Annotated in this window: 20 protein-coding genes; 14 read left to right on the top strand and 6 right to left on the bottom strand. The window is 67.7% G+C overall.

The annotated features are described in order from the left end of the window. Positions 1–319 precede the first annotated feature (319 nt). From EBE87_RS01165 to EBE87_RS01150, 4 genes are read left to right on the top strand one after another with little or no spacing between them, the layout of a single operon-like run. A complete protein-coding gene (locus EBE87_RS01165; protein WP_120639710.1) occupies positions 320–1321 on the top strand; it encodes a TRAP transporter substrate-binding protein in 1002 nt (333 codons plus the stop codon). A 26-nt stretch (positions 1322–1347) separates the two neighbouring features. Beyond that, positions 1348–2349 carry a TRAP transporter substrate-binding protein gene (locus EBE87_RS01160; protein WP_120639711.1) on the top strand — a complete coding sequence of 334 codons (1002 nt, stop codon included), beginning with the start codon at positions 1348–1350 and terminating at the stop codon, positions 2347–2349. Positions 2350–2351: 2 nt separating this feature from the next. Beyond that, positions 2352–2936 (top strand): TRAP transporter small permease subunit, encoded by a 585-nt coding sequence (locus tag EBE87_RS01155; protein WP_158600967.1) that lies wholly within the window; start codon positions 2352–2354, stop codon positions 2934–2936. Next, the gene (locus EBE87_RS01150) at positions 2933–4237 is read left to right on the top strand and encodes a TRAP transporter large permease (protein WP_120639713.1); all 1305 of its coding nucleotides are present in this window, start codon (positions 2933–2935) and stop codon (positions 4235–4237) included. The genes EBE87_RS01155 and EBE87_RS01150 overlap by 4 nt, the downstream gene beginning before the upstream one ends. Before the next feature lie 11 nt (positions 4238–4248). Here EBE87_RS01150 and EBE87_RS01145 read toward each other — a convergent pair whose 3' ends face one another. Both EBE87_RS01145 and pepN read right to left on the bottom strand, forming a co-directional pair. After that, positions 4249–5736 carry a glycosyltransferase family 61 protein gene (locus EBE87_RS01145; protein WP_120639714.1) on the bottom strand — a complete coding sequence of 496 codons (1488 nt, stop codon included), beginning with the start codon at positions 5734–5736 and terminating at the stop codon, positions 4249–4251. A 154-nt stretch (positions 5737–5890) separates the two neighbouring features. Further along, the gene (pepN, locus tag EBE87_RS01140; RefSeq protein ID WP_120639715.1) at positions 5891–8551 is read right to left on the bottom strand and encodes an aminopeptidase N; all 2661 of its coding nucleotides are present in this window, start codon (positions 8549–8551) and stop codon (positions 5891–5893) included. A 214-nt stretch (positions 8552–8765) separates the two neighbouring features. Here pepN and EBE87_RS01135 point away from each other — a divergent pair, with 214 nt between their 5' ends. From EBE87_RS01135 to EBE87_RS01125, 3 genes are read left to right on the top strand one after another with little or no spacing between them, the layout of a single operon-like run. Continuing rightward, positions 8766–9518, top strand: coding sequence for an amino acid ABC transporter ATP-binding protein (locus tag EBE87_RS01135; RefSeq protein WP_120639716.1), 753 nt, complete (start codon positions 8766–8768; stop codon positions 9516–9518). A gap of 5 nt (positions 9519–9523) precedes the next feature. After that, the gene (locus EBE87_RS01130; RefSeq protein WP_120639717.1) at positions 9524–10204 is read left to right on the top strand and encodes an amino acid ABC transporter permease; all 681 of its coding nucleotides are present in this window, start codon (positions 9524–9526) and stop codon (positions 10202–10204) included. 9 nt (positions 10205–10213) lie between these two features. Further along, positions 10214–10888 (top strand): amino acid ABC transporter permease, encoded by a 675-nt coding sequence (locus EBE87_RS01125; protein WP_120639718.1) that lies wholly within the window; start codon positions 10214–10216, stop codon positions 10886–10888. Between the two features lie 45 nt (positions 10889–10933). Here EBE87_RS01125 and EBE87_RS01120 read toward each other — a convergent pair whose 3' ends face one another. The 3 genes from EBE87_RS01120 to EBE87_RS01110 all read right to left on the bottom strand — a co-directional run bounded on the left by EBE87_RS01120 (position 10934) and on the right by EBE87_RS01110 (position 16110). Then, entirely contained in the window at positions 10934–12385 is a 1452-nt protein-coding gene (locus EBE87_RS01120) for a class I SAM-dependent methyltransferase (RefSeq protein WP_122139827.1), read from the bottom strand. 72 nt (positions 12386–12457) lie between these two features. Then, on the bottom strand, positions 12458–13870 hold the full coding sequence (locus tag EBE87_RS01115) for a YncE family protein (RefSeq protein WP_120640326.1): 1413 nt from the start codon (positions 13868–13870) through the stop codon (positions 12458–12460). A gap of 32 nt (positions 13871–13902) precedes the next feature. Then, entirely contained in the window at positions 13903–16110 is a 2208-nt protein-coding gene (locus EBE87_RS01110) for a TonB-dependent siderophore receptor (protein ID WP_267898227.1), read from the bottom strand. A gap of 36 nt (positions 16111–16146) precedes the next feature. Here EBE87_RS01110 and EBE87_RS30265 point away from each other — a divergent pair, with 36 nt between their 5' ends. From EBE87_RS30265 to EBE87_RS01085, 7 genes are all read left to right on the top strand, one after another. Next, positions 16147–16269 (top strand): hypothetical protein, encoded by a 123-nt coding sequence (locus EBE87_RS30265; RefSeq protein WP_267898226.1) that lies wholly within the window; start codon positions 16147–16149, stop codon positions 16267–16269. 89 nt (positions 16270–16358) lie between these two features. Beyond that, positions 16359–16595, top strand: a complete 237-nt coding sequence (locus tag EBE87_RS01105) for a hypothetical protein (RefSeq protein ID WP_147426181.1) — start codon at positions 16359–16361, stop codon at positions 16593–16595. A 34-nt stretch (positions 16596–16629) separates the two neighbouring features. Beyond that, a complete protein-coding gene (locus EBE87_RS01100) occupies positions 16630–17622 on the top strand; it encodes a Bug family tripartite tricarboxylate transporter substrate binding protein (protein WP_120640323.1) in 993 nt (330 codons plus the stop codon). Between the two features lie 50 nt (positions 17623–17672). After that, positions 17673–18572, top strand: a complete 900-nt coding sequence (gene fdhD / locus EBE87_RS01095) for a formate dehydrogenase accessory sulfurtransferase FdhD (RefSeq protein ID WP_120640328.1) — start codon at positions 17673–17675, stop codon at positions 18570–18572. Further along, positions 18556–19197: a molybdenum cofactor guanylyltransferase MobA gene (mobA, locus tag EBE87_RS01090; RefSeq protein WP_120640322.1), complete on the top strand. Its 642-nt coding sequence runs from the start codon at positions 18556–18558 to the stop codon at positions 19195–19197. The genes fdhD and mobA overlap by 17 nt, the downstream gene beginning before the upstream one ends. 40 nt (positions 19198–19237) lie before the next feature. Continuing rightward, positions 19238–19363: a hypothetical protein gene (locus EBE87_RS30260; protein ID WP_267898225.1), complete on the top strand. Its 126-nt coding sequence runs from the start codon at positions 19238–19240 to the stop codon at positions 19361–19363. 68 nt (positions 19364–19431) lie between these two features. Further along, positions 19432–19611 (top strand): DUF3606 domain-containing protein, encoded by a 180-nt coding sequence (locus EBE87_RS01085; protein WP_120640321.1) that lies wholly within the window; start codon positions 19432–19434, stop codon positions 19609–19611. A gap of 34 nt (positions 19612–19645) precedes the next feature. Here EBE87_RS01085 and EBE87_RS01080 read toward each other — a convergent pair whose 3' ends face one another. Continuing rightward, a complete protein-coding gene (locus tag EBE87_RS01080; protein WP_120640320.1) occupies positions 19646–20479 on the bottom strand; it encodes an extracellular solute-binding protein in 834 nt (277 codons plus the stop codon). Positions 20480–20542 lie beyond the last annotated feature (63 nt).

The following is a 20542-nucleotide window of genomic DNA, read 5'->3' as shown; positions in this document are numbered from 1 at the left end:
TCTTCTGGGAGGAGCCTAGCAGTTCCGCTGTGGTGGAGAAGAGGGGATGCGTGCCGAGCCTGCCCAAGGCGACGCTTGCGCTGCCCAGATCGGCGGCAGCACCGCCTGCGTCGCTTGCAGTTCCATCCCTCCGCTCACGATTCCGTCAGGCGGGTGGGCAATTCTGACCTTGTCCATGGCCGTCACCTCTTGGGACAGTCGCGGAACGGATGTGTTGCCGGAGGGGCCTCGCCATCGCGGCGGCGGCGCTCCGGTCCGTCATGCCGGATGGCGACCCCATCGCTGACTTTCGAAGCCCGATCCCAAGGAGCCCCGCCGAATGATCACGCGCCGCAGCCTGCTTCCTGCCGCCACGGCCCTGCTGGCCGCGCCGGGGCTGATCCGCCCCGCGCGGGCGGCCGGCCTGAGCCTGGACCTCGCCACCGTCTGGCCGGACGGCAACTTCCATACCGCCAATGCCAGGCGCTTCGCCGCCGAGGTGGCGAAAGCCACGGAGAATGCCGTCACCATCAATGTGCAGTCCGGCGGTGCGCTCGGCTTCAAGGGGCCGGAGCAGCTCTCCGCCGTGCGGGACGGGCTGGTGCCGATGGCGGATATCCTGAACAACCAGCAGATCGGCGAGGAGCCGATGATGGCGGTGGAGAGCATCTCCTTCCTCGTCGGCTCCTTCGACGAGCTGAGGACGCTGCACAAGCACCTCATGCCCGAATACGAGAAGGTCGCCGCCAAGAACAACCAGAAGTTCCTCTACATCGTCCCCTGGCCGACGCAGTACATCCACCTGAAGACGCCGATCTCCTCGGTGGACCAGTTGCGCGGCGTGCGGATCCGCAGCTCCGACAAGACAACCGCCGATATGTGCAACCTGCTCGGCGGCGCGGGCACCATGATGCCCTGGGGCGAGGTGGTGCCGGCGCTGGCCTCCGGCCGTATCGAAGGCGTGGCGACGTCCGCCACCTCCGGCGTCGACGGGCGGTTCTGGGAATTCCTGAAGGCGACCTACCGCACCAACCACACCTTCTCCAGCCAGCTCGTCAGCATCAACCTCGACAGCTGGGGTCAGATCTCCCCCGCCAACCGCGCGAGGATCGAGGAGGTGGCGAAGCGCCTGCAGCCGGAATTCTGGCAGGTGGCGGCCGATGACGACACCAGCAGCGTGAAGAAGCTGATCGCGGGCGGGATGCAGGTGATCGACCCCTCGCCGGAGATGATGGCGGAGATGCGCCGGCGCACCGCGCCCATCAAGGAGGATTTCCTGAAGCGCGCGCCGGCCGCGAAGCCGGTGATCGCGGCCTATCTCGCCGAGCTCGGACGGTCGTGACGGCCTGAAGCAGGAGTGCCCGCCGCATGGCAACCCGCCGTAGCCTTCTCCCCGCCGCCGCCGGCCTTCTGGCCACGCCATGGCTGCCCCGCCGGCTGGCCGCCGCCGGCACCGCCCTCGACTTCGCGACGGTCTGGCCGGAAGGGAACTTTCATACCCAGAACGCCCGGCGCTTCGCGGCCGCGGTCGCGCAGGCCACCGGCAACGCGCTGACGATCAACGTGCATTCCGGCGGCGCGCTCGGCTTCAAGGGGCCGGAGCTCCTCGCCGCGCTGCGCGACGGGCTGGTGCCGATGGCCGATGTGCCGGGCAACCAGCAGATCGGCGAGGAGCCGATCTTCGGAGTGGAGACCATCCCCTTCCTCGTCGGCTCCTTCGACGAGCTGAAGGTGCTGCACAGGCATCTGCGGCCGGAATACGAGAAGGTCGCGGCCAGGAACAACGTGAAGTTCCTCTACCGGGTGCCGTGGCCGACCCAGTATATCCACCTGCGGACGCCGCTCGCTTCCCTGGATGGCCTGCGCGGCGTCCGCATCCGCGCCACGGATAAGACGGCCGCCGACATGTGCAACCTGCTCGGCGGCGCGGGCACCATGATGCCCTGGGGCGAGGTGGTGCCGGCACTGGCCTCCGGCCGGATCGAGGGCGTGGCGACCTCCGCCTCCTCCGGTGTCGACGGGCGGTTCTGGGAATTCCTGAAGGCTTCCTACCGCACCAACCACACCTTCATCAGCGAGATCGTCAGCATCAACCTGGATACCTGGAACGCGCTTCCCGCCGCCAGCCGCGCGGCGCTGGAGGAGGTCGCGGCACGGATACAGCCCGAGTTCTGGACCGTCTCGGCCCAGGACGACATCGCCAGCGCCCGGAAGCTGGCGGAGAGCGGCATGCAGCTGATGGACCCGCCGGCGGAGATGCTGGCCGAGATGCGCCGCCGCACCGCACCCCTGAAGGAGGATTTCATGAAGCGCGTGCCGGCGAGCCGCCCGGTTATCCAGGCCTATCTTGCCGAGGTCGGAAGGTCATGATCATGACCACGAGAACCGCGGCCGCGCCGCCGCAGGGCATGTCGCCCGCCCTGGCCGTGCTGCGCGCCTTCGACGCACTCGGCGCTCTGGCCGGCATCATTGCGGTGCTCTGCCTCGTGACATTGCTGGGGTTGATCCTGCTGGAGGTGGCCCTGGGCATCCTCGGCAAGCTGGCGCCCTCCATGGCCGGCGGGCTCAACTTCGCCTGGGAATACAGCGCCTATCTGATGGGCGGAGTATTCCTGTTCGGTGCTGCGGCGGGGCTGCGGGCGGGATCGCATGTGCGGGTGACGCTGCTGCTCTCCCAGGCGCGCGGCGGCGGGCTGCTGGCGCTGGAGGTGATCTCGACGCTGATCGGCCTCGGCGTCACGGGCTTCATGGCCTGGGCGCTGGCGCGCTTCACCATCCGCGCCTGGACGCTGGGGCAGATGTCCAGCGGCAGCCTCACGCCGCTCTGGATCCCCGACGCGCTGCTGGCCACGGGGGCAGCGCTGCTGGCGCTGCAGTTCCTGGCGCGGCTGCTGCGGCTGGCGCTGGGCCTGCCAACCGAGGACGAATCCCTGAAGGCCGGGAGCGTGGCGGAATGACGGCGGTTGTTGGCGTCCTCTTCGCCACGCTCTTCGGCACGCTGGCGCTGGGGGCCTGGATTGGCATTACGCTGATCGCGACATCGCTGGTGCTGCTCTGGACCTTCCGCAACATCCCGGTGGAGCGGCTGCTCTCCCAATACACCTTCAACATCCTCACCACGCCGGAACTGGTGGCGCTGCCGCTCTTCATCCTGATGGGCGAGTTCCTGTTCCGCACCCGGCTCTCCCGCTCGCTGTTCAACGGGCTTGCGCCCTGGGCGGCGCTGCTGCCGGGGCGGCTGCTGCATGTGAATGTCATCGGCTGCACCATCTTCGCCGCCATCTCCGGCTCCTCCGCCGCCACCACGCAGGTGGTCGGGCGCATCGCCCTGGATGAGCTGCGGCAGCGCGGCTACGACAAGCGCATCGCCATCGGCAGCCTGGCGGGGGCGGGCACGCTGGGGTTCCTGATCCCGCCGTCCAGCATCATGATCATCTACGGCGTGCTGGCCGATGAATCCGTGCTGCGGCTCTTCACCGCCGGCTTCCTGCCGGGGCTGCTGCTGGCGGGCTGCTTCATGGGCTGGGTGATGATCCATTCCACCCTGCGGCCGGAGCTGCTGCCGCCGGATGACGGGGCGGGGCGCAGCATCACTTGGGCGCAGCGCATCGCCGCGCTGCGGGAGCTGGGGCCGACGCTCTTCCTGATTCTCTGCGTGCTGGGCTCGATGTATGCCGGCATCGCCACGCCGTCGGAAGCGGCGGCGGTGGGCGTGCTGGGCGCCATCATCGTCAGCGGCATGCAGGGGGAGCTGAACTGGCCGACGCTGAAGGCCGTGGGCCTGGGGGCGGTGCAGACCTGCGGCATGATCGGGCTGATCGTGCTGGGGGCCTCCATCCTCGGCAATGTCGCGGCCTTCCTGGGCGTGCCGCGCTATGTGGCGGAGGTGGTGACGGGCTGGGGCCTCTCGCCCTTCATGCTGATCCTGGTGCTGACGCTGCTCTACCTGGTGCTGGGCTGCTTCCTCGACGGCTTCTCGATGATCGTCATGACGCTGCCCATCGTGCTGCCGCTGGTGACGGCGGCGGGCTTCGACAAGCTGTGGTTCGGCATCTACCTCGTCATCGCCGTGGAGATGGCGCAGATCACGCCGCCTGTCGGCTTCAACCTCTTCGTCATCCAGGGCCTAACGAAGGAGCCGCTAAGCCGCATCGCCCGCGTCACGCTGCCCTATCTGCTGATCATGCTGGGCTTCGTGGCGCTGCTGGTGCTGGTGCCGGGCATCGTCAGCATCCTGCCGCGCCTGCTGCTGGGGTGAGGGCTGGCCTACTATGCAAAAAACCTTCCTGCCTCACGTATTACCGCATCTACATTGACCGCCCACTCGTTAGTACTGGGATTGATGCGCTCAAGATGCAGTCCGTGCGTATGTCCTCGTAGGCGGGAGATTCGGGCAAAGTTATATCGTAGTGACATGCTGCCGGCGCTCATAGGGAAGATCTCTAAAACTCTGGCTGGTTGCTCCTTTGCCAGCAGATGGGAGAGCCCGGCACCATGTGGTGCAATAATATTTTGAGCGTTGGCGAACAGCGCCACCTGCTCAGCCATGGTCAAGCGGGATAGTTCCACAGCAGTAAAATTCACGCGCTCCAAACTCTCGATGAGATCCAACTCGTTCTTGATCGGCCTGCGGCTGGCATCACGACGAGAAAGGTAGATGTTGGCAGGCGTGCGAGTTGGCGCCTGATCCAAGGCAGCCTTGTTGATGCGCCGGAAGCCTTCTGCGTAAGCCTCGCGGTAGCGGTAGGTCAGAGGTCGTCTGTCGCCTACATAGAGGCGCTTAACCCGGATAGCATCCCCTGCAGCATGTCTGGGAATGGCTGTGGTAAGCAGATCGAGAGATGCTGCCTGATAGCCTGCGGGCTTGTCACTCATGAGAAAGGTTGGACCGTCTTTGCCCTGATAAACAGACCAGAACAAAGAAGGCATCCATTCGCAAAGCCAGTGATAAAACCCAGCATCTTCCATGGCCAGCATTGCATGCTCTACGGAAGCTGCCGATCTGGAAGCCGCTAGACTTTCAGGTGGAATTGGGTGTTTGGAAGATATAATAACCCTGCCGTCGTCTCGCCAGACCTGGCCATACCGGTTAACCAGAACATTGTCGTAGATGGCTATCTGGGGCGGCACTTCCCTGCTTAACGAACTTTCGAAAGCAGTCCGAACTTCCTGAAGTTCGGCAACGACGGCTGGCGCGGCCACCGATTGATTAAATAGCAGCACTGGGTTGGTAGGGCATGCCAAGTCTGCCGGGGGATGTTCGGCACCCCAGGTGATCTTCTGATCGGGCTGAACTGGGGTCTTCACTCCAGACAAACGTCGCTTGAGCGCAATGGCGCCGAGCCGCAAGTTCCTGTCTTTGGAAAATTGGACGATGAGCGATAGGATTCCGATAACGGCTGGTATCGAGCTTTCCGAAGCCGTTAGCTGCTTGTCGGCTAGCAAAACACCCCAGGCCGCCGAGGTCTCTCCGGCCATGGCCAGCCGTCGTGCAATAGCTAGTACGATGTGAGGAGGCAGATCACTCCCAACCGTTAGGTCAATCACACCGTCCAGAAGCTTCCGGGTGTGGGTTTCTGTTGCCGCTATCGTCGCAAGCAGAAGAGTTCTGGGGCGGGCTTTGGGGCCGAGATTCGGAGATAGAAATTCGGCTAGTTCCTGCCACTGCCCAGCATCGGCTAATCGTTGAGCTTCACGCTCTGCCTCTAAAGGCGTCCAATTATCTATCGCTTGCGTTTTCACGATATTAATTGCCATGGGCTCTCTTGAAAGGATTTTATTGATTGGTGTCTGGTCTATGCATGCCTGAATTTCTCAGTGCCATGCAGGCGCCATTCGCGTAAGGGCTGTCTCGCTTTGCTTTCGCTGCGGGATATCTTGTGGCGGATGAAAAGTATTTCATCGACACCTCTCACTCCGCCAGGGACTTCGACACCTTCTCGAAAGTGCCCTTGCTGAGATTCGGCCGGGCCAGGATGCGCTCCAGCTCCGCCCGCATCATCGCCGCGCGTTCCGGCGACTGCCGCTTCCAGTCCCCGAGCGGAGAGACCATGCGCGCCGCCACTTGGCTGTTCACGGGGTCCAGCGCGATCACCATCTCCGCCAGGAAGCGGTAGCCCTCACCGGAGGCCGCGTGGAAGTGCACCGGGTTGCCCGCCGCGAAGGCGCCGACCAGTGCCCGCACGCGGTTGGGGTTGCGCAGGTCGAAATCCGGGTGCAGCGCCAGGGCCTGCACCACCGCCAGCGTATCGGCGCGGGACGAGGTGGCCTGCAGCGTGAACCACTTGTCCAGCACCAGCGGGTCGTTGCGCCAGCGGGCGTGGAAGGCCGCTAGGGCTTCCTCCCGCGCCGGGTCGGTGGAATCCGCCAGCACGCGCAGCGCGGCCAGCACATCCGTCATGTTGGCGGTCGCGGCGAACTGCGCGCGGGCGCGCGGCAGGCCATCGGTGCCGGGTGCCTGCGCGAGGTAGGAGAGCGCGGCGTTGCGCAGCGCGCGGCGGCCGATGGAGGCGCCGTCGATGCGATAGGGGTCGGTATCGCCCAGGCTGTCATGCAGCGCGGCGAGGCGCGGGGCGAAGCGCGCGCCGATCTCCCGCCGCAGCGCCTGGCGGACGGCGTGGATGGCCTCGGGGTCGGCCACCTTCATCTGGCCAGCGACGAAATCCTCCGAGGGCAGAGCCAGCGCCTCGGCGGTGAAGGCGGGGTCGGATTGCGCATGGTCCAGCACGGCGGCGATGATGGCGGCCAGCCCTTCCGGCAGCGCCGGCGCTTCTCCGGCGCGTTGCGCGGCGACGAGGCGCAGCATCTCCGCGGTGGCATATTGCTGGCCGGATTCCCAGCGCACGAAAGGGTCGCTGTCCTGCGCCGCCAGGAAGCCGAGCGATTCCAGCGGCAGGCCGGAAAGCTTCACGGGCGCGGAAAAGCCGCGCAGCAGGGAGGGCGTGGGCCTCCCTTCGCCCAGGCCTTCGAACACGAAGTCCTGCTGCGCTTCCTCCAGCAGCAGCACGCGCTCCTCCGGCGCCTCGGCGGCATTCTCGCCCGCGAGGCGCAGCGGCAGGGGCGTGCCATCCGGAGCCAGCAGGCCCATGGCGACGGGAATGGGCACCGGCTGCTTCTCCGGCTGGCCCGGCGTGGGCGGGGTGGCTTGCGAGAGCGTCAGGACATAGCGGCCGGTGGCGGGGTCGAAGCTCTCCGCGACGCGCAGCTCCGGCGTGCCGGCCTGGGCATACCAGCGGGAGAAGCGCGACAGGTCCACGCCCGAGGCATCCTGCATCGCCTGCACGAAATCCTCGATGGTGACGGCCTGGTTGTCGTGCCGCGCGATGTAGAGGTCCATGCCCTTGCGGAAATTGGCGGCGCCGATCAGCTCCCGCATCATCCGCACCACCTCGGAACCCTTCTGGTAGACCGTGGCGGTGTAGAAGTTGTTGATCTCCACATAGGAATCCGGGCGCACGGGATGCGCCATCGGCCCCGCATCCTCCGGGAACTGCGCGGCGCGCAGGCGGCGCACATTGGCCAGGCGCTTCACCGCCGCGCTTCCCATGAACTCGGAGAACTGCTGGTCGCGGAAGACCGTCAGGCCTTCCTTGAGGGAAAGCTGGAACCAGTCGCGGCAGGTGACGCGGTTGCCGGTCCAGTTATGGAAATACTCGTGCGAGACCACGGTCTCGATGCCTTCGTAATCGGCATCGGTGGCGGTCTCGGGCCGGGCCAGGATGTACTTGGTGTTGAAGATATTGAGGCCCTTGTTCTCCATCGCGCCCATGTTGAAGTCGGAGACGGCGGCGATGTTGAAGACGTCGAGGTCGTATTCCAGCCCGTATTCCGCTTCGTCCCAGGCCATGGAGGCCTTCAGGGAGGCCATGGCGTGTCCGCAGGCATCCTGGTCGCCATCGCGCACATAGATGGCCAGGGCGACATTGCGGCCGGACTGGGTGGTGAAGTGGTCCCGCACCGCGACAAGGTCGCCGGCCACGAGGGCGAAGAGGTAGGAGGGCTTGGGGTGCGGGTCCTCCCAGCGCGCCCAGTGGCGGCCCTCGGGCAATTCGCCGCTGCCGGCGGGATTGCCGTTGGAGAGCAGCACGGGGCAGGTGGCGCGGTCCGCCTCGATGGTCACGCTGTAGCGAGCCATCACATCCGGCCGGTCAGGGAAGAAGGTGATGCGGCGGAAGCCCTCCGCCTCGCATTGCGTGAAGTAATTGCCGCCGGAGAGGTAGAGGCCCGAAAGCTCCGTATTGGCCTCGGGCGAGATCTCCACCAGCGTTTCCAGCACAAAGGAATCGGGTGCGTCGGCGATGCGCAGCCCGCCGGAGGGCAGCATCTCCAACCGTGGCGCGGCCAATGGGGCGCCATCCAGGCTGGCCTCGATCAGCGTCACCGCTTCCCCATCCAGTTCCAGCGCGCGGGATTCACCCTGGCGGCGCAGCGCCAGCCTCGCGCGCACCCGGGTAGCGGTGGGGTGCAGGGAGAAGTGCAGGTCCACCTTGTCCACCAGGAAGGCGGGCGGGCGGTAGTCCTGGCGGTGGATGACAACTGGCGTGGCGGCGGAGGAAGCGAGGGGGGTGTTCATGGGGTCCTGCCAGGATGGGGGGCGCGGAAGCCGTCAATATGGCCCTCCAATGCCGCCCCGCCCACCCATGATGAGCGGGGACTAGACGGCACGGATTTTGCGTGGTGAGACAGCAAGGCGACACATGATCCGTCTGCCGACCGCGTAACTCCCGCCTGCCATCCATGTGATGGTTGGTCACTTCGCCTCTTCGCCAGCCAGGACACCCGTTTTCATGCGCAAAACTCAGTCACCACCCATCGTGCAGGCCCAGGCCCTGTGGAAGCGCTTCGGCCCGCTGGCCGTGCTGAAAGGGGTGGACCTGAACGTGGCGGAGCGGGAACTCGTCTTCATCATCGGGCCCTCGGGCTCCGGCAAATCCACGCTGCTGCGCTGCCTCAACCGGCTGGAAACGCCGGACGAGGGCATCATCACCGTCGATGGCATCGACCTGCTGAGCCCGAAGACGGATATCAACAAGGCCCGCCAGCGCATCGGCATGGTGTTCCAGTCCTTCAACCTCTACCCGCATATGACGGCGCGGCAGAACGTGATGCTGGCGCTGCGCAAGGTGCAGGGCCGCGGGCGCGACGAGGCCGCCGAGATGGCCCGCGCCGCGCTGGAGCGCGTCGGGCTGGGGGAGCGGGTGGACCATTACCCCGCGCAGCTTTCCGGTGGGCAGCAGCAGCGCGTGGCCATCGCCCGCGCCATCGCGCTGGCGCCGCGCGTCATGCTCTTCGACGAGCCGACCAGCGCGCTGGACCCCGAACTGGTCGGCGGCGTGCTGAGCGTGATGCGGGAATTGCGGGAAAGCGGCATGACCATGGTGGTGGTCAGCCACGAGATGGCTTTCGCCCGCGCCGCCGCCGATACCGTGGTCTTCATGGCGGATGGCGAGAAGCTGGAGGAAGGCCCGCCGGACCAGATCTTCGGCGCGCCGCGGCATGAGCGCACCCGGGCCTTCATCCGCCAGATCGACCGGCACTGACGCGCATGGGTGGCTTCGAGAACTTCGCCTTCTCCTTCCTCAACATGAAGGTGATGGCGCAATACCTGCCGTTGGTGGCGCAGGGCTTCCTGCTGACCGTGGTGCTGGCGCTGCTGATCGTGGTGGCGGGGCTGGCGCTGGGGCTGTTCCTGGCGCTGACACGCTCCTTCGGCATCCGGCCATTGAACTGGCTGATCATCTTCCTGGTGGACCTGTTCCGCGCGCTGCCGCCGCTGGTGATCATCGTGCTGCTCTTCTTCGGCCTGCCGGCGGCGGGGCTCGGCATGTCCGGCTTCGCGGCCACCTGGCTGTCGCTGACCCTGGTGCTGATGGCCTTTTCCGAGGAAATCTTCTGGGCCGGCCTGACCTCGGTGCAGAAGGGGCAGTGGGAGGCCGCGCGCTCCACCGGCCTCGGCTTCGTGCAGACGCTGCGCCATGTGGTGCTGCCGCAGGCGCTGCGCATCACCATCCCGCCGCTGACCAACCGCACCATCGCCATCACCAAGGGCACCGCCCTGGGCTCGGTGGTGGGCGTGTCGGAGATCCTGGGCGCATCGCAGAGCGCGATGTCCTTCTCCGCCAATCCATCCCCGCTGATGCTGGGGGCGCTGGCCTATCTGGTGCTCTTCATCCCCGTTGTCGCCTTCGGCCGCTGGGTCGAATCCCGTTTCGCCCCGAAGCGCTGAGAAAACATCATGGACGAATTCGTCAGTGCCTTCCTGAACTGGGACATCGTGCGGGAAGCCTCGCCCATCCTGTGGCGCGGCCTGTGGCAGACGCTGCTGCTCTCCGTCATGGTGGTGCCGCTGGGGCTGATCGGCGGCGTCATCCTGGCGCTGCTCTCCACCGCGCCCATCCGCTCCGTGCGGCTGCTGGCCGCCGGCTGGGTGGACCTGTTCCGCGCCATCCCGCCGCTGGTGCTGCTGGTGTTCCTCTATGCCGGCCTGCCCTTCGCGGGGCTGGATATCGGCGCCTGGGGCGCGGTGGCGGTGGGCTTCTTCCTGAACACCGGCGCCTATTACGGCGAGGTGCTGCGCGCCGGCATCGGCAGCGTCTCCCCCGGCCAGACGGAGGCCGCGCGCTCCACCGGCCTGACCCAGGCGCAGACCATGACGCATGTGGTGCTGCCGCAGGCGGTGCGGAACGTCATGCCGGACCTCATCTCCAACACGGTGGAGGTGGTGAAGCTGACCTCCATCGCCAGCGTGGTGGCGCTGCCGGAACTGCTGTTCCAGGCGCGGCAGGCGCAGAATGTCACCTACAATGCCTCGCCCATCGTGGCGGCGGCGGTGGCCTATTTCCTGCTGCTCTGGCCGCTGGTGCGGCTGATGTCGCGGCTGGAGAACAAGGCCATGGCGGGCCGCCGGTAAGCTGCTCCCCGGTGCCAGGAGGGCGGTGTCCTTCCTGGCCCCGCCTCACCCTGGCAGCATCCCCAGGGCCGCCCAGGCGGCACGTCTTTCATGCTGCCATCGCCCGGCCTCATGCCGCAGTGCCGGCGCCAGGGCCGCGACCAGCGTGGCGCCCGAGATGGCGGGATCGTCCAGCACCAGCGCCACCGCCGCCATCTCCGCCGCCGTGGCGGGCAGGGCCGTGCCCAGGGCGGGCGCCACCAGCCAGCCGGCCTGGCCGGTGCGCGCCAGGTGCCGGTTCAGCGCCCAGGCCGGGGCAGGGGCTGGCAGGTGCCGCGCCACCGGATGGGCGCAGCCGCTCCACAGCAGCATCTGCGCCGCCTGATTCAACTGCGCCGGATGCAGCGGCGGGCCGGGCCGGCGGGCGAGCTGCTCCAGGCTGCGCGGACCCTGGGCCAAGGCGGCCAGCAGCGGGCCAAACAGCGCGGCCTCCCCCTCCACCAAGCCGATGGGCGTGTCGAAGCGCAGCCCGCCGCCACGCGGCGCGCCCGGCAGTGCCGCCAGCCCCAGCCCGCCCAGGGCCCGCAGATGCGCATCCGGCGGCAAGGGCTGGCCGCCGCGCATATAGAGGTCACGGCGCAGGGCCTGGTTGCGGGCGATGTCGCGCGCCGTCTCGGCCAGCACAGGGTCGGCGAGGCCGGCCACCAGCGGCCGCGTCGCGGCAGGCAGGCTGACGGCGTCGATGTTCTCGGGCGGCGTGGCGCTGCCGAGATAGCGGCAGCCGGCCTCGGCGAAGGCGGCCATCATCTCGCCGACATGGAAGGGCTGCCAATGCGCCGGCAGCAGCTCATGCGCCAGGGCATGGTCATCCTGGCGCAATGCCGCCTGCAGGCGGTGGCGCTCCTGCGGATGCGCCGCGAAATAGCCGGCGCCGGCCTCCGACAACCGGGAAAGGAACTGCAGCGCGCCCCGCGCCTTCTGCGCGGAATCGCCCGGCAGGGTTTCCGCGTGGCGGCGCAGCAGCGGCTGCGCTGCGGCGGCGGCCGACATGCCGGGATGCGTCATGTAATGGGCATAGGCCACGCCGCCCGGCCGCAGGGCGCGGGCGATGAAGGCCATGGCCGCCTGCCGCTGCGCCGCCGAGATCCAGGACAGCACGCCATGCGTGACAATGGCGTCGAACCGGCCGAGGCGTTCTTCCGGCGCGGCGGCCAGCTCGGTGAAGCTGGCCTGATGGAAGCTGGCGTTGCGCAACCCGGCGGCCTCCGCCGCCGCGCGGGCGGCGCGGATCTGCGCCGGGTCGATGTCGAAGGCCACCACCTCGGCCTGCGGGTGGCAGGCGGCGACGGCCAGGCTGTTGAGGCCGGCGCCGCAGCCCAGCTCGCACCAGCGGAAGCGGGCGGCGAAATCCGGCGCGGGCTGGCCCAGGCCGCGCAGCACGGCATCCAGCCAGGCGGGCATCATCTCGCGGTGGAAGACCGCGGGATAGGGGACATCGCCGATATAGCCGTCGGTCATGCTGTGGTCCGGGGAAAACGGAACGCGGCGTGGCCAGGACCACGCCGCGCGAGCCGGGGACTTGGGGTCAGGTCAGCGCGGCTGGATGCGCAGGATGGTGTCGCTCTCCGCCTCCAGCATGCCGGCCGACTTGTCCACGGAATAGACCGTGCCATTCGGGCCCACCGAGACATGGTTGGCCAGCGGCGCCGGACCCAGGTTGGCGACAATCCTGCCGTCCACATCCACCACCGTGACGGTGCCGGCCATGCGGCTGGCGACATAGGCATGGCGGCGGGCGGGATCGAAGGTCACGTTCAGCGCGCCGGCGCCGACGGGCGTATCGGCCACCACCTTGCCGCTGGCGCCATCCAGCACCACGACATTGTCGCTGCCCTGGGCCGCGACGAAGATGCGGTCCGTCTGCGGATCGTGCGAGACGCCGATGGTGCCGCGCGCGCCCGGCACCGGCAGCACCTTCTCCACGGCATTGGTGCGGGTATTGATCACCGCCACCTCGTTGGTGGTGTTGCTGACCACGTAAAGCCGCTGCGCCTTGGCATCCAGCGACAGGCTGGCGGCCGAGAAGGTGCCGCCCCGCACGCGGGAGGCGATCTCGATACGCTCCGCGACCTCCAGCTTGCGGGTGTCGAAGACCACCACTTCCGGCTTGAAGGTGGCGCTGGCAAAGGCCTTGTTGAGCGCGGGGTCGATCTGCACGTCCCGCGCGTGGCTGACCGTGCCGGGGGCGAACTGCTTCACCAGCGAGAGGTCGGATTGGCGGTAGACGGCCACGGTGTTCTGGCGCGAATTGCTGACCCAGACGGTGTCGTTGCCATCGTCCACGCCGATGCCATAGACGGCATAGACGCCCGCATCCGCCGGGCCGCCCTGCCGCGCCGGGGCGGGCTGCGGCGTGATGCGCGCGAGCACCTCCAGCGTCTCCGGGTTCAGCTTCAGCAGCTCGGACTGCCGCACCGGCGGGCGGCCGATGGCGGAGGTCACGAAGAGCGCATTGTTCCTGGCGCTGTAGGCGGACTGGTAGAGGCCGCGCGCCACCTTGGCTTCCCGCGTGGCGTAATGGGCCTGGCCGGAGAGCGGAATGCTGGGCGAGACCTTCAGCGGGGCGAGGGCCGCGCTATAGGGCCCCTGCGCCACCACGACGATCGGGTGGCTGCCCACCGTGGCATCGGCCGGAACCGTGATGCGGCCTTCGATCTTGCCGTCCTTGTCGGCTTCCAGCACGCCGTTCGGCAGCGGCGCCGTGCCATAGAGCAGCGTCACCTTCTGCCCGGGACGGAAGCCCTGGCCGGAGACCGCGACCTCGCTGCCGGCCAGGATGGGCTTGCCGCGCTCGGTGGCGGCGAAGCGCACCTGCGCATTGGCCGTGGCATCCAGCGCGCTGAAGGGCGCCTGCGCCAGCGCACCACCGGCGGCGAGCAGCAGGGAGCCTGCGGTCAGCAGCCCAAGGGCGGCCAGGCGGGGATGGGTATGGAAGCGTCGCATGATGCGGTGTCCTGCTGGTCGGAAGGGCGGGGTCAGAAGAAGGCCGTCAGGCTGACGAAGTAGGAGCGCCCGGGTTCGTTGTAGGTATTGGCGCCGGCAGCGGAGGAATTGGCCTCGCGGAACAACTGCTTGTTGAAGACGTTGTTCACGCCTGCGGTGATTCGGGTGTTCTCGGTGAAGGTCCAACTGCCGCTGATATCCACCACCGAATAAGGATCGCGGTCCCACAGCTCCGAGCCGCTGGCGTCCGCGCCGGTGCCGGTGATGGTGCGCGCTTCCTGCTTGCCGTAATGCGTCAGGCCCGCCGTGAAGGAGAGATCCTCGCCCGGCTGCCAGGTCAGCGTGCTGTTGATCGTGTATTCGGGGATGAGCGAGAGCGGCTGGCCGGTGCTCTTGTCCTTGCTTTCGATCATGTAAGTGAAGTTGGTGTTCCAGGAGATGCTCTCGGTCACCGGCACCAGCAGATTGCCTTCCAGGCCCTGCACCACTGCTTCCGGCGTGTTCTCCCAGCGGAAGACGCGGCCGCGCCGGCTGGCGAGGCCCACCGGAACCATGCCGGCGACAATCTTGTTCTCGTAGTCGTTGTGGAAATAGGTCAGGCTGCTGCTGAAGCTTTCCCGGTTGTAGGAGATGCCGATCTCCTTGTTCAGGCTGGTCTCGGCCTTCAGGTCCGGGTTGCCGGTCACGTAGCAGCCCGAGCCGAGGCTGGGAAAATTCACCGGGCAGCCATTGCCCATGGTGAAGTAGATGTAGTTCGGGTTGGTCTGGTAGAGGTTGGGCGCCTTGAAGGCACGCGCGATGCCACCCTTGACCGAGAAGCCGTCGAACAGCTCGTAGGAGGCGTTCAGGCTGGGGCTCCAGTTGGAGCCGAACTCGCTGTGGTGGTCGAAGCGCACGCCCGGCGTCAGCACCAGGCGCGAGGTGGCGTAGATATTGTCCTCGGCGAAGAAGGAATAGGTCTCGGCGCGGGCGCTGGTGGCGCGCGGGCCGTCGGAGATGCCGGGGATGCTGCCGCCGGTGGCGGTGCTTTGCGTGACCGCGAAGGGGTCCTTCAGGTTCTCGACGAAGACCTCGGCACCCAGCGTCAGGCGCTGCGGCGCCAGCAGCTCCAGCGGGATATTGATCTCGGTATTGGCCGTGTAGTTGTTGAGGGTGGCGGTGGAGAAGCCGTTCTCCGTGCTGATGCTGCCTTCGGTGCTGCCGGCCAGGCCCTCGTTCAGCCGCTTGTTGATGGTGCCTTCGTACAGGAACAGCGTGCGCGTATCGGCCCAGCCGAAATCGCCGCGATGCGCCAGCGAGGCGGTGTAGCGTTCCAGCACATTGGTCTCGGCGCCGTCATCGGCCAGCTTGGCCAGCAGATCGGTGCCGCTGCTGCTGACGGCGCGGTCGCCGGCATAGATATTGCCCTGGCGGCTGTAGCCGAGTTCCAGTTCCAGCACCTGCTGCGGCGCCAGGTCCCAGCGCAGCAGGCCGTTGATGTCGCGGTTCTTCACGCCCTCCCGCCCCGCCGGCGGCACGGCGTCGGGGGAGGCGGCGAAGTCCCGGTTCAGGTCCAGGCTGTCGGCATCGGTGCGGGCGATATTGCCATAGAGGCGGAAGGAGAGATCCTCCACCAGCGGCCCGGCGAGGGTGAAGCCCAGGCGGCGGCTGTCGCCCTCGTCGCCATCCTCGGGGATATTGGTATAGGCGGTGATGGAGCCGGAGAGCTTGTCGGTCGGCGCCTTGGTGATGATGTTCACCACGCCGCCCGCGGCGCCCGAGCCATAGCGCGCGGCGGCGGGGCCGCGGATGACCTCGATGCGCTCGATGGCTTCCGCCGGCACCCAGTTGGAATCGCCGCGCGTGTTGCGCTCCCCGCTGCGGCCCATGCGCACTGAATTGCGGGAGCGCACCGGCTTGCCGTCGATCAGGATCAATGTGTTTTCCGGCCCCATGCCGCGCAGGTCGATCTGGCGGTTGTTGCCGTACTGGCCGGAGGCGCTGTTGCCGGTGAGGTTCACGCCCGGCATCTGCCGCACGATCTCGGAAATATCGTTGGCGGGCGGCAGGCGCTGGATGTCCTCCCGCGTGATGACCGAGACGCCGGGAGCCTGCTTCAGTTCCTGCTCCGCCGTCGCCACCACCTCGACCTCCGGCAGGACGATCATGTCCTGGGCCGCGGCGGAGCCTGCGGCGGCCAGGGCCAGGCTGGCGAGCAGGGCGTGGCGGGAAACGGAGGAGGTCAAGGAACGTCGGCTCACGGCGGCACCTGATATTGAGAATGAGTTGCAAATGCCATGTTGATTACAGACTTGCAACCCGGCGGTGTCCTGCGCGCCGCCTTCAGGCTGGCGGCAGCACCTGCTCTCCCCTTGGACAAGTCCGCCATTGAAATTTTCGTCCTTTTTTCAATTACTTGAGGCCTGATTGGAAGGGTTGGGACTGCCTCGGTTCTCGCTGCAGCGGCAGGACGGCTTGTTGAGCAGCATGCAAAGGTTACAGGAAATTCATGAAAACCTGGGCTTGGCTTTCCGGGATGTGGGCGGATCATCTCTGGCCATGGACCGGCGGCACCGGCCAGGATGTTCTCATCTCCATCGGCATGACCCGTGCTTTGGACGGCATCGCCGCAGGTGCGCCGGCTGACACACCTTCCACAGGAACCTGCCGGCATCCCTGGGCGATCGCCGCGCCTGAACTGGCATTACCGCCTTCGCTGCATAGATCGGTGATGCTGGCGCGTTGAGGTCCAGCCCAGACACCTCCCAGGAGATCCAAGCATGCCTCGTCGCCGCAGCCTCCTGGCCATGCCCTTTGCCTCGCTGGCGGCACCGTCGCTGGCGCGGGCGCAGGAGGATTTCCCGGCCCGTTCGCTGCGCCTCGTTCTGCCCTTCACACCCGGGGGTGCGGTGGACCTGACCGGCCGGTTGCTGGCGGAGATGCTGGCGCCGGTGCTGGGGCAGGGGGTGGCGGTGGAAAACCGGGGCGGCTCCGCCGGCAATCTGGGCGGCGATGCCGTCGCGCGCGCGGCGAAGGACGGCTATTCGCTGCTGCTGGGCAGCGCCACCCTGCTCTGCGCCAACAAGTCCCTGTTCCCAAAATCCATGCCCTTCGACCCGCTGGTGGATCTGGCGCCGCTGTCGCGCATCGCCACCGGCACGCTGGTGCTGGTGGTGAATGCCGAACGGCCCTGGCAGAACTTCGAGGAACTCGTCTCGGCGGCCCGGGAAAAGCCGGGGCGGATCGTCATGGGCTCCTCCGGCAAGGGCTCGGTCAGCCACCTGATGCTGGCGGCACTGAACCGGGCGGCGGGCATCGAGATCGACCACTTGCCGTATCGCGGCGGCGCCGCGGCCATCCAGGACCTGCGGGCGGGCGGCGTCGACATGATGTTCGACGTGATCCCCGCCCTGATCCCGCATCTGCGCGCCGGCCGCTTCCGCGCCCTGGCGGTGGGCAGCGCCAGCCGCGTCACCTTCGTGCCGGAGCTGCGCGAGGTGCCGGGCATGGCGGAACTGCTGCCCGGCTCCGGCATCGACATGCACACCTGGTACGCCACCACCACCACCGGCGGCACGCCGGAGGAGCGGGTGGAGGTGCTGCACCGCGCGGTGCGGCAGGTGGCGGCCTCCGACGCCTTCCGCGCCCGGCTGGAGCCGCTGGGCTTCACCCCGGTCTCCGATGCCTCGCCCGCGGAATGCCGGGACTACCTGCTGGCGCAGCAGGATATCTGGAAGACCCTGGTGGAAATGGCCGGCGCCACGCTGGGCTGAGCGGCAGCGCCTTGCCGGCGGGGCGTGGCGGGCGCATCTCTTCCGCAGCCATGCCCCTGCAAGACGATTTCTCCGCCCTCCGTGTCCGTCCCGACCCTTCCGACCCGCGCCTGACGCGGCGCGTGACGGGCATCGACCAGACCGGCGCGCGGGTGGAGGCCAGCGTGACGGTGGAGCGGCCGCTGACCCTCTACCTCAACGGGCAGGAAATCGTGACGATGATGACCATCGCCGACCGGCCCGAGGACCTGGCGCTGGGCTATCTGCTCAACCAGAACATGCTGCGCCCGGACGACACCGTCACCGCCATCGACCATGACGAGGACCTGGGCGTGGTGGTGGTGCGCACCGACCGCCGCACCGATTTCGAGCAGAAGCTGAAGAAGAAGACCCTGACCTCCGGCTGCGCCCAGGGCACCGCCTTCGGCGACCTGATGGAGGATTTTTCCAACGCCCGGCTTCCGGTGTCAGCCGAGATCCGCACGTCATGGCTCTACCGCCTGCTGCACCGGATCAACACGCTGCCGACGCTGTATCTGGAGGCCGGCGCCATCCATGGCTGCGCGCTCTGCCATCAGGACCAGCCGGTGGCCTATATGGAGGATGTCGGCCGCCACAACGCGGTGGACAAGATCGCCGGCTGGATGTTCCGCGAGGGCGTCACGGGCGGCGACAAGATCTTCTACACCACCGGCCGCCTGACCTCGGAGATGGTGATCAAGACGGTGCGGATGGGCATCCCCATCCTGGTCTCGCGCTCCGGCTTCACCGCCTGGGGCGTGGAGCTGGCAAAGGAAGTGGGGCTGACGCTGATCGGCCGCTGCAAGGGCCGCCGCTTCACCGCCCTGGCGGGGGAGGAGCGGATCGTCTTCGATGCCGACCTGCATTACGTCGAGGAAGAAAGTGCCCGCCACTGGCGCAAGAACAGCCGCGATGCCGAACAGTCCTGACACTGACTCTGACACCTGGGGCGTGGTGCTGGCCGGCGGGCTGGCACGGCGGATGGGCGGCGGCGACAAGCCGCTGCGCGAGCTGGGCGGCCAGCCGCTGCTGGCGCATGTGGTGGCGCGGCTGCGCCCGCAGGTGGCGGGCCTGCTGCTGAACGCCAATGGCGACCCGGCGCGCTTCGCACCCTTCGGCCTGCCGGTGGTGGCGGATGGGGTGCCGGATTACCCGGGGCCGCTGGCCGGCGTGCTGGCGGCGCTGGACTGGGCGGCGGAACACCGGCCCGGGCTGGGCTGGGTGGTTTCCGTGCCGGGCGATTCGCCCTTTATACCCCATGACCTGGTAGCGCGGCTGCACGCGGCGCGGCAGGCGGCGGGGGTGCCGATGGCCTGCGCCAAGTCCGGCGGCTGGACGCATCCACCCATCGGCCTCTGGGCCGTGGCGCTGCGGGAGGAGCTGCGCGCCGCCCTGCTGGCCGATGAACGCAAGATCGACCGCTGGACCGCCCGCTTCGGCTGCGCCAGCGCCGAATGGCCCGATGCGCCGCTGGACCCCTTCTTCAACGCCAATACGCCCGAGGAACTGGCCGAGGCCGAAGCGCTCTTGCACAGTGGGGTGGTGGCCCCATAGCTATGGCCCAGCCATGCCCGGCCAGGAGGATGCCTGTTTCATGAAAGCTTTTCTCAGCGGTGTCTTTGCCGCCGTGGTGCTCGCTGTTGCCGCCGCCTGGGTGCTGGACAATGAGGTGCAGCGCGGGGCGCAGGAAGCCTATTCCAGCTCCTTCGCACGGCCCTAAGCCGGGCGGCGCGAACTTCCGCTCCGGCCGCCTGTTTCACCGCTATCCCAGCAAAGGAGGTAGCGGCCATGGCCGATAACCGGAACGAGCGCGGGCCACAGGATCGTGCCCGCATCAATATCCACGAGGATTACGAGGTCCGTTACTGGACCAAGGCCCTCGGCGTCAGCGCCGAGGAGCTGACGCGCGCCGTGCAGGCCGTGGGCGTCATGCGCGACGACGTGGCGCGCCACCTGGGCAAGGCCTGACCGGGCGGGGCGGCCGGCGGCCGCCCCGGCGATCTCAGCCATTGGGGTCGTTGGCATTGGGGAAGAAGAGCTGCTCGCCGCCGATCTGATAGGCCGCGATGGCATCCTGCCCTTCCTTGGACACCAGCCAGTCGATGAAGGCCTGTGCCTCGGCCGCCTTGACGTGGCCGTGGCGGGCCGGGTTCACCAGCATCACGCCATACTGGTTGAACAGGCGCTTGTCGCCTTCCGTCAGGATGCCCAGGTCCTGGCGGTTCTTGAAGCTGATCCAGGTGCCGCGGTCGCTGAGCAGATAGGCGTCCGAGGCCGCCGCGGTGTTCAGCGCCGCGCCCATGCCCTGGCCGATCTCACGATACCAGACGCCGCGTCCCGTGGCCGGGTCGATGCCCGCCAGCTGCCACAGCCGCAGCTCCGCCGCGTGGGTGCCGGAACGGTCGCCGCGCGAAACGAAGGGCGCCTTCTTCTCCGCGATATGCTTCAGCGCCGCGACAATGTCGTTGCCCTTGGTGCCGGCCGGGTCCGCCTTGGGGCCGGCCAGGATGAAGTCGTTGTACATCACCGGATAGCGGCGCGTGGCGAAGCCTTCGGCCACGAATTTCTCCTCCGCCGCGCGGTCATGCACGAAGACCACATCGGCATCGCCGCGCCGGCCAACATCCAGCGCCTGCCCGGTGCCCAGCGCCACGACGCGCACCGCGATGCCGGTAGCCTTGGTGAAGGCCGGCAGGATATGGCCGAAGAGCCCCGACTGCTCGGTGGAGGTGGTGGAAGCCACGGTGATGCTGCGTTCCTGCGCCTTCGGCTCGGCGGGCAGCAGGGCCAGGGTCAGTGCCGTGGCCAGGGCGGACAGCAGGTTTCGGCGGAGCATGGCGTGATCTTCCTTTCGGCAGCCGTGTCGGGGCCAGCAATACCCCGGCGGCCAGCTTGTCCA

This window comes from Teichococcus wenyumeiae (genome assembly GCF_003696345.1).
Lineage (GTDB): Bacteria > Pseudomonadota > Alphaproteobacteria > Acetobacterales > Acetobacteraceae > Pseudoroseomonas > Pseudoroseomonas wenyumeiae.
Note: the sequence above shows the minus strand (reverse complement) of the source record. Positions and strands in the feature narration are given on the sequence as shown.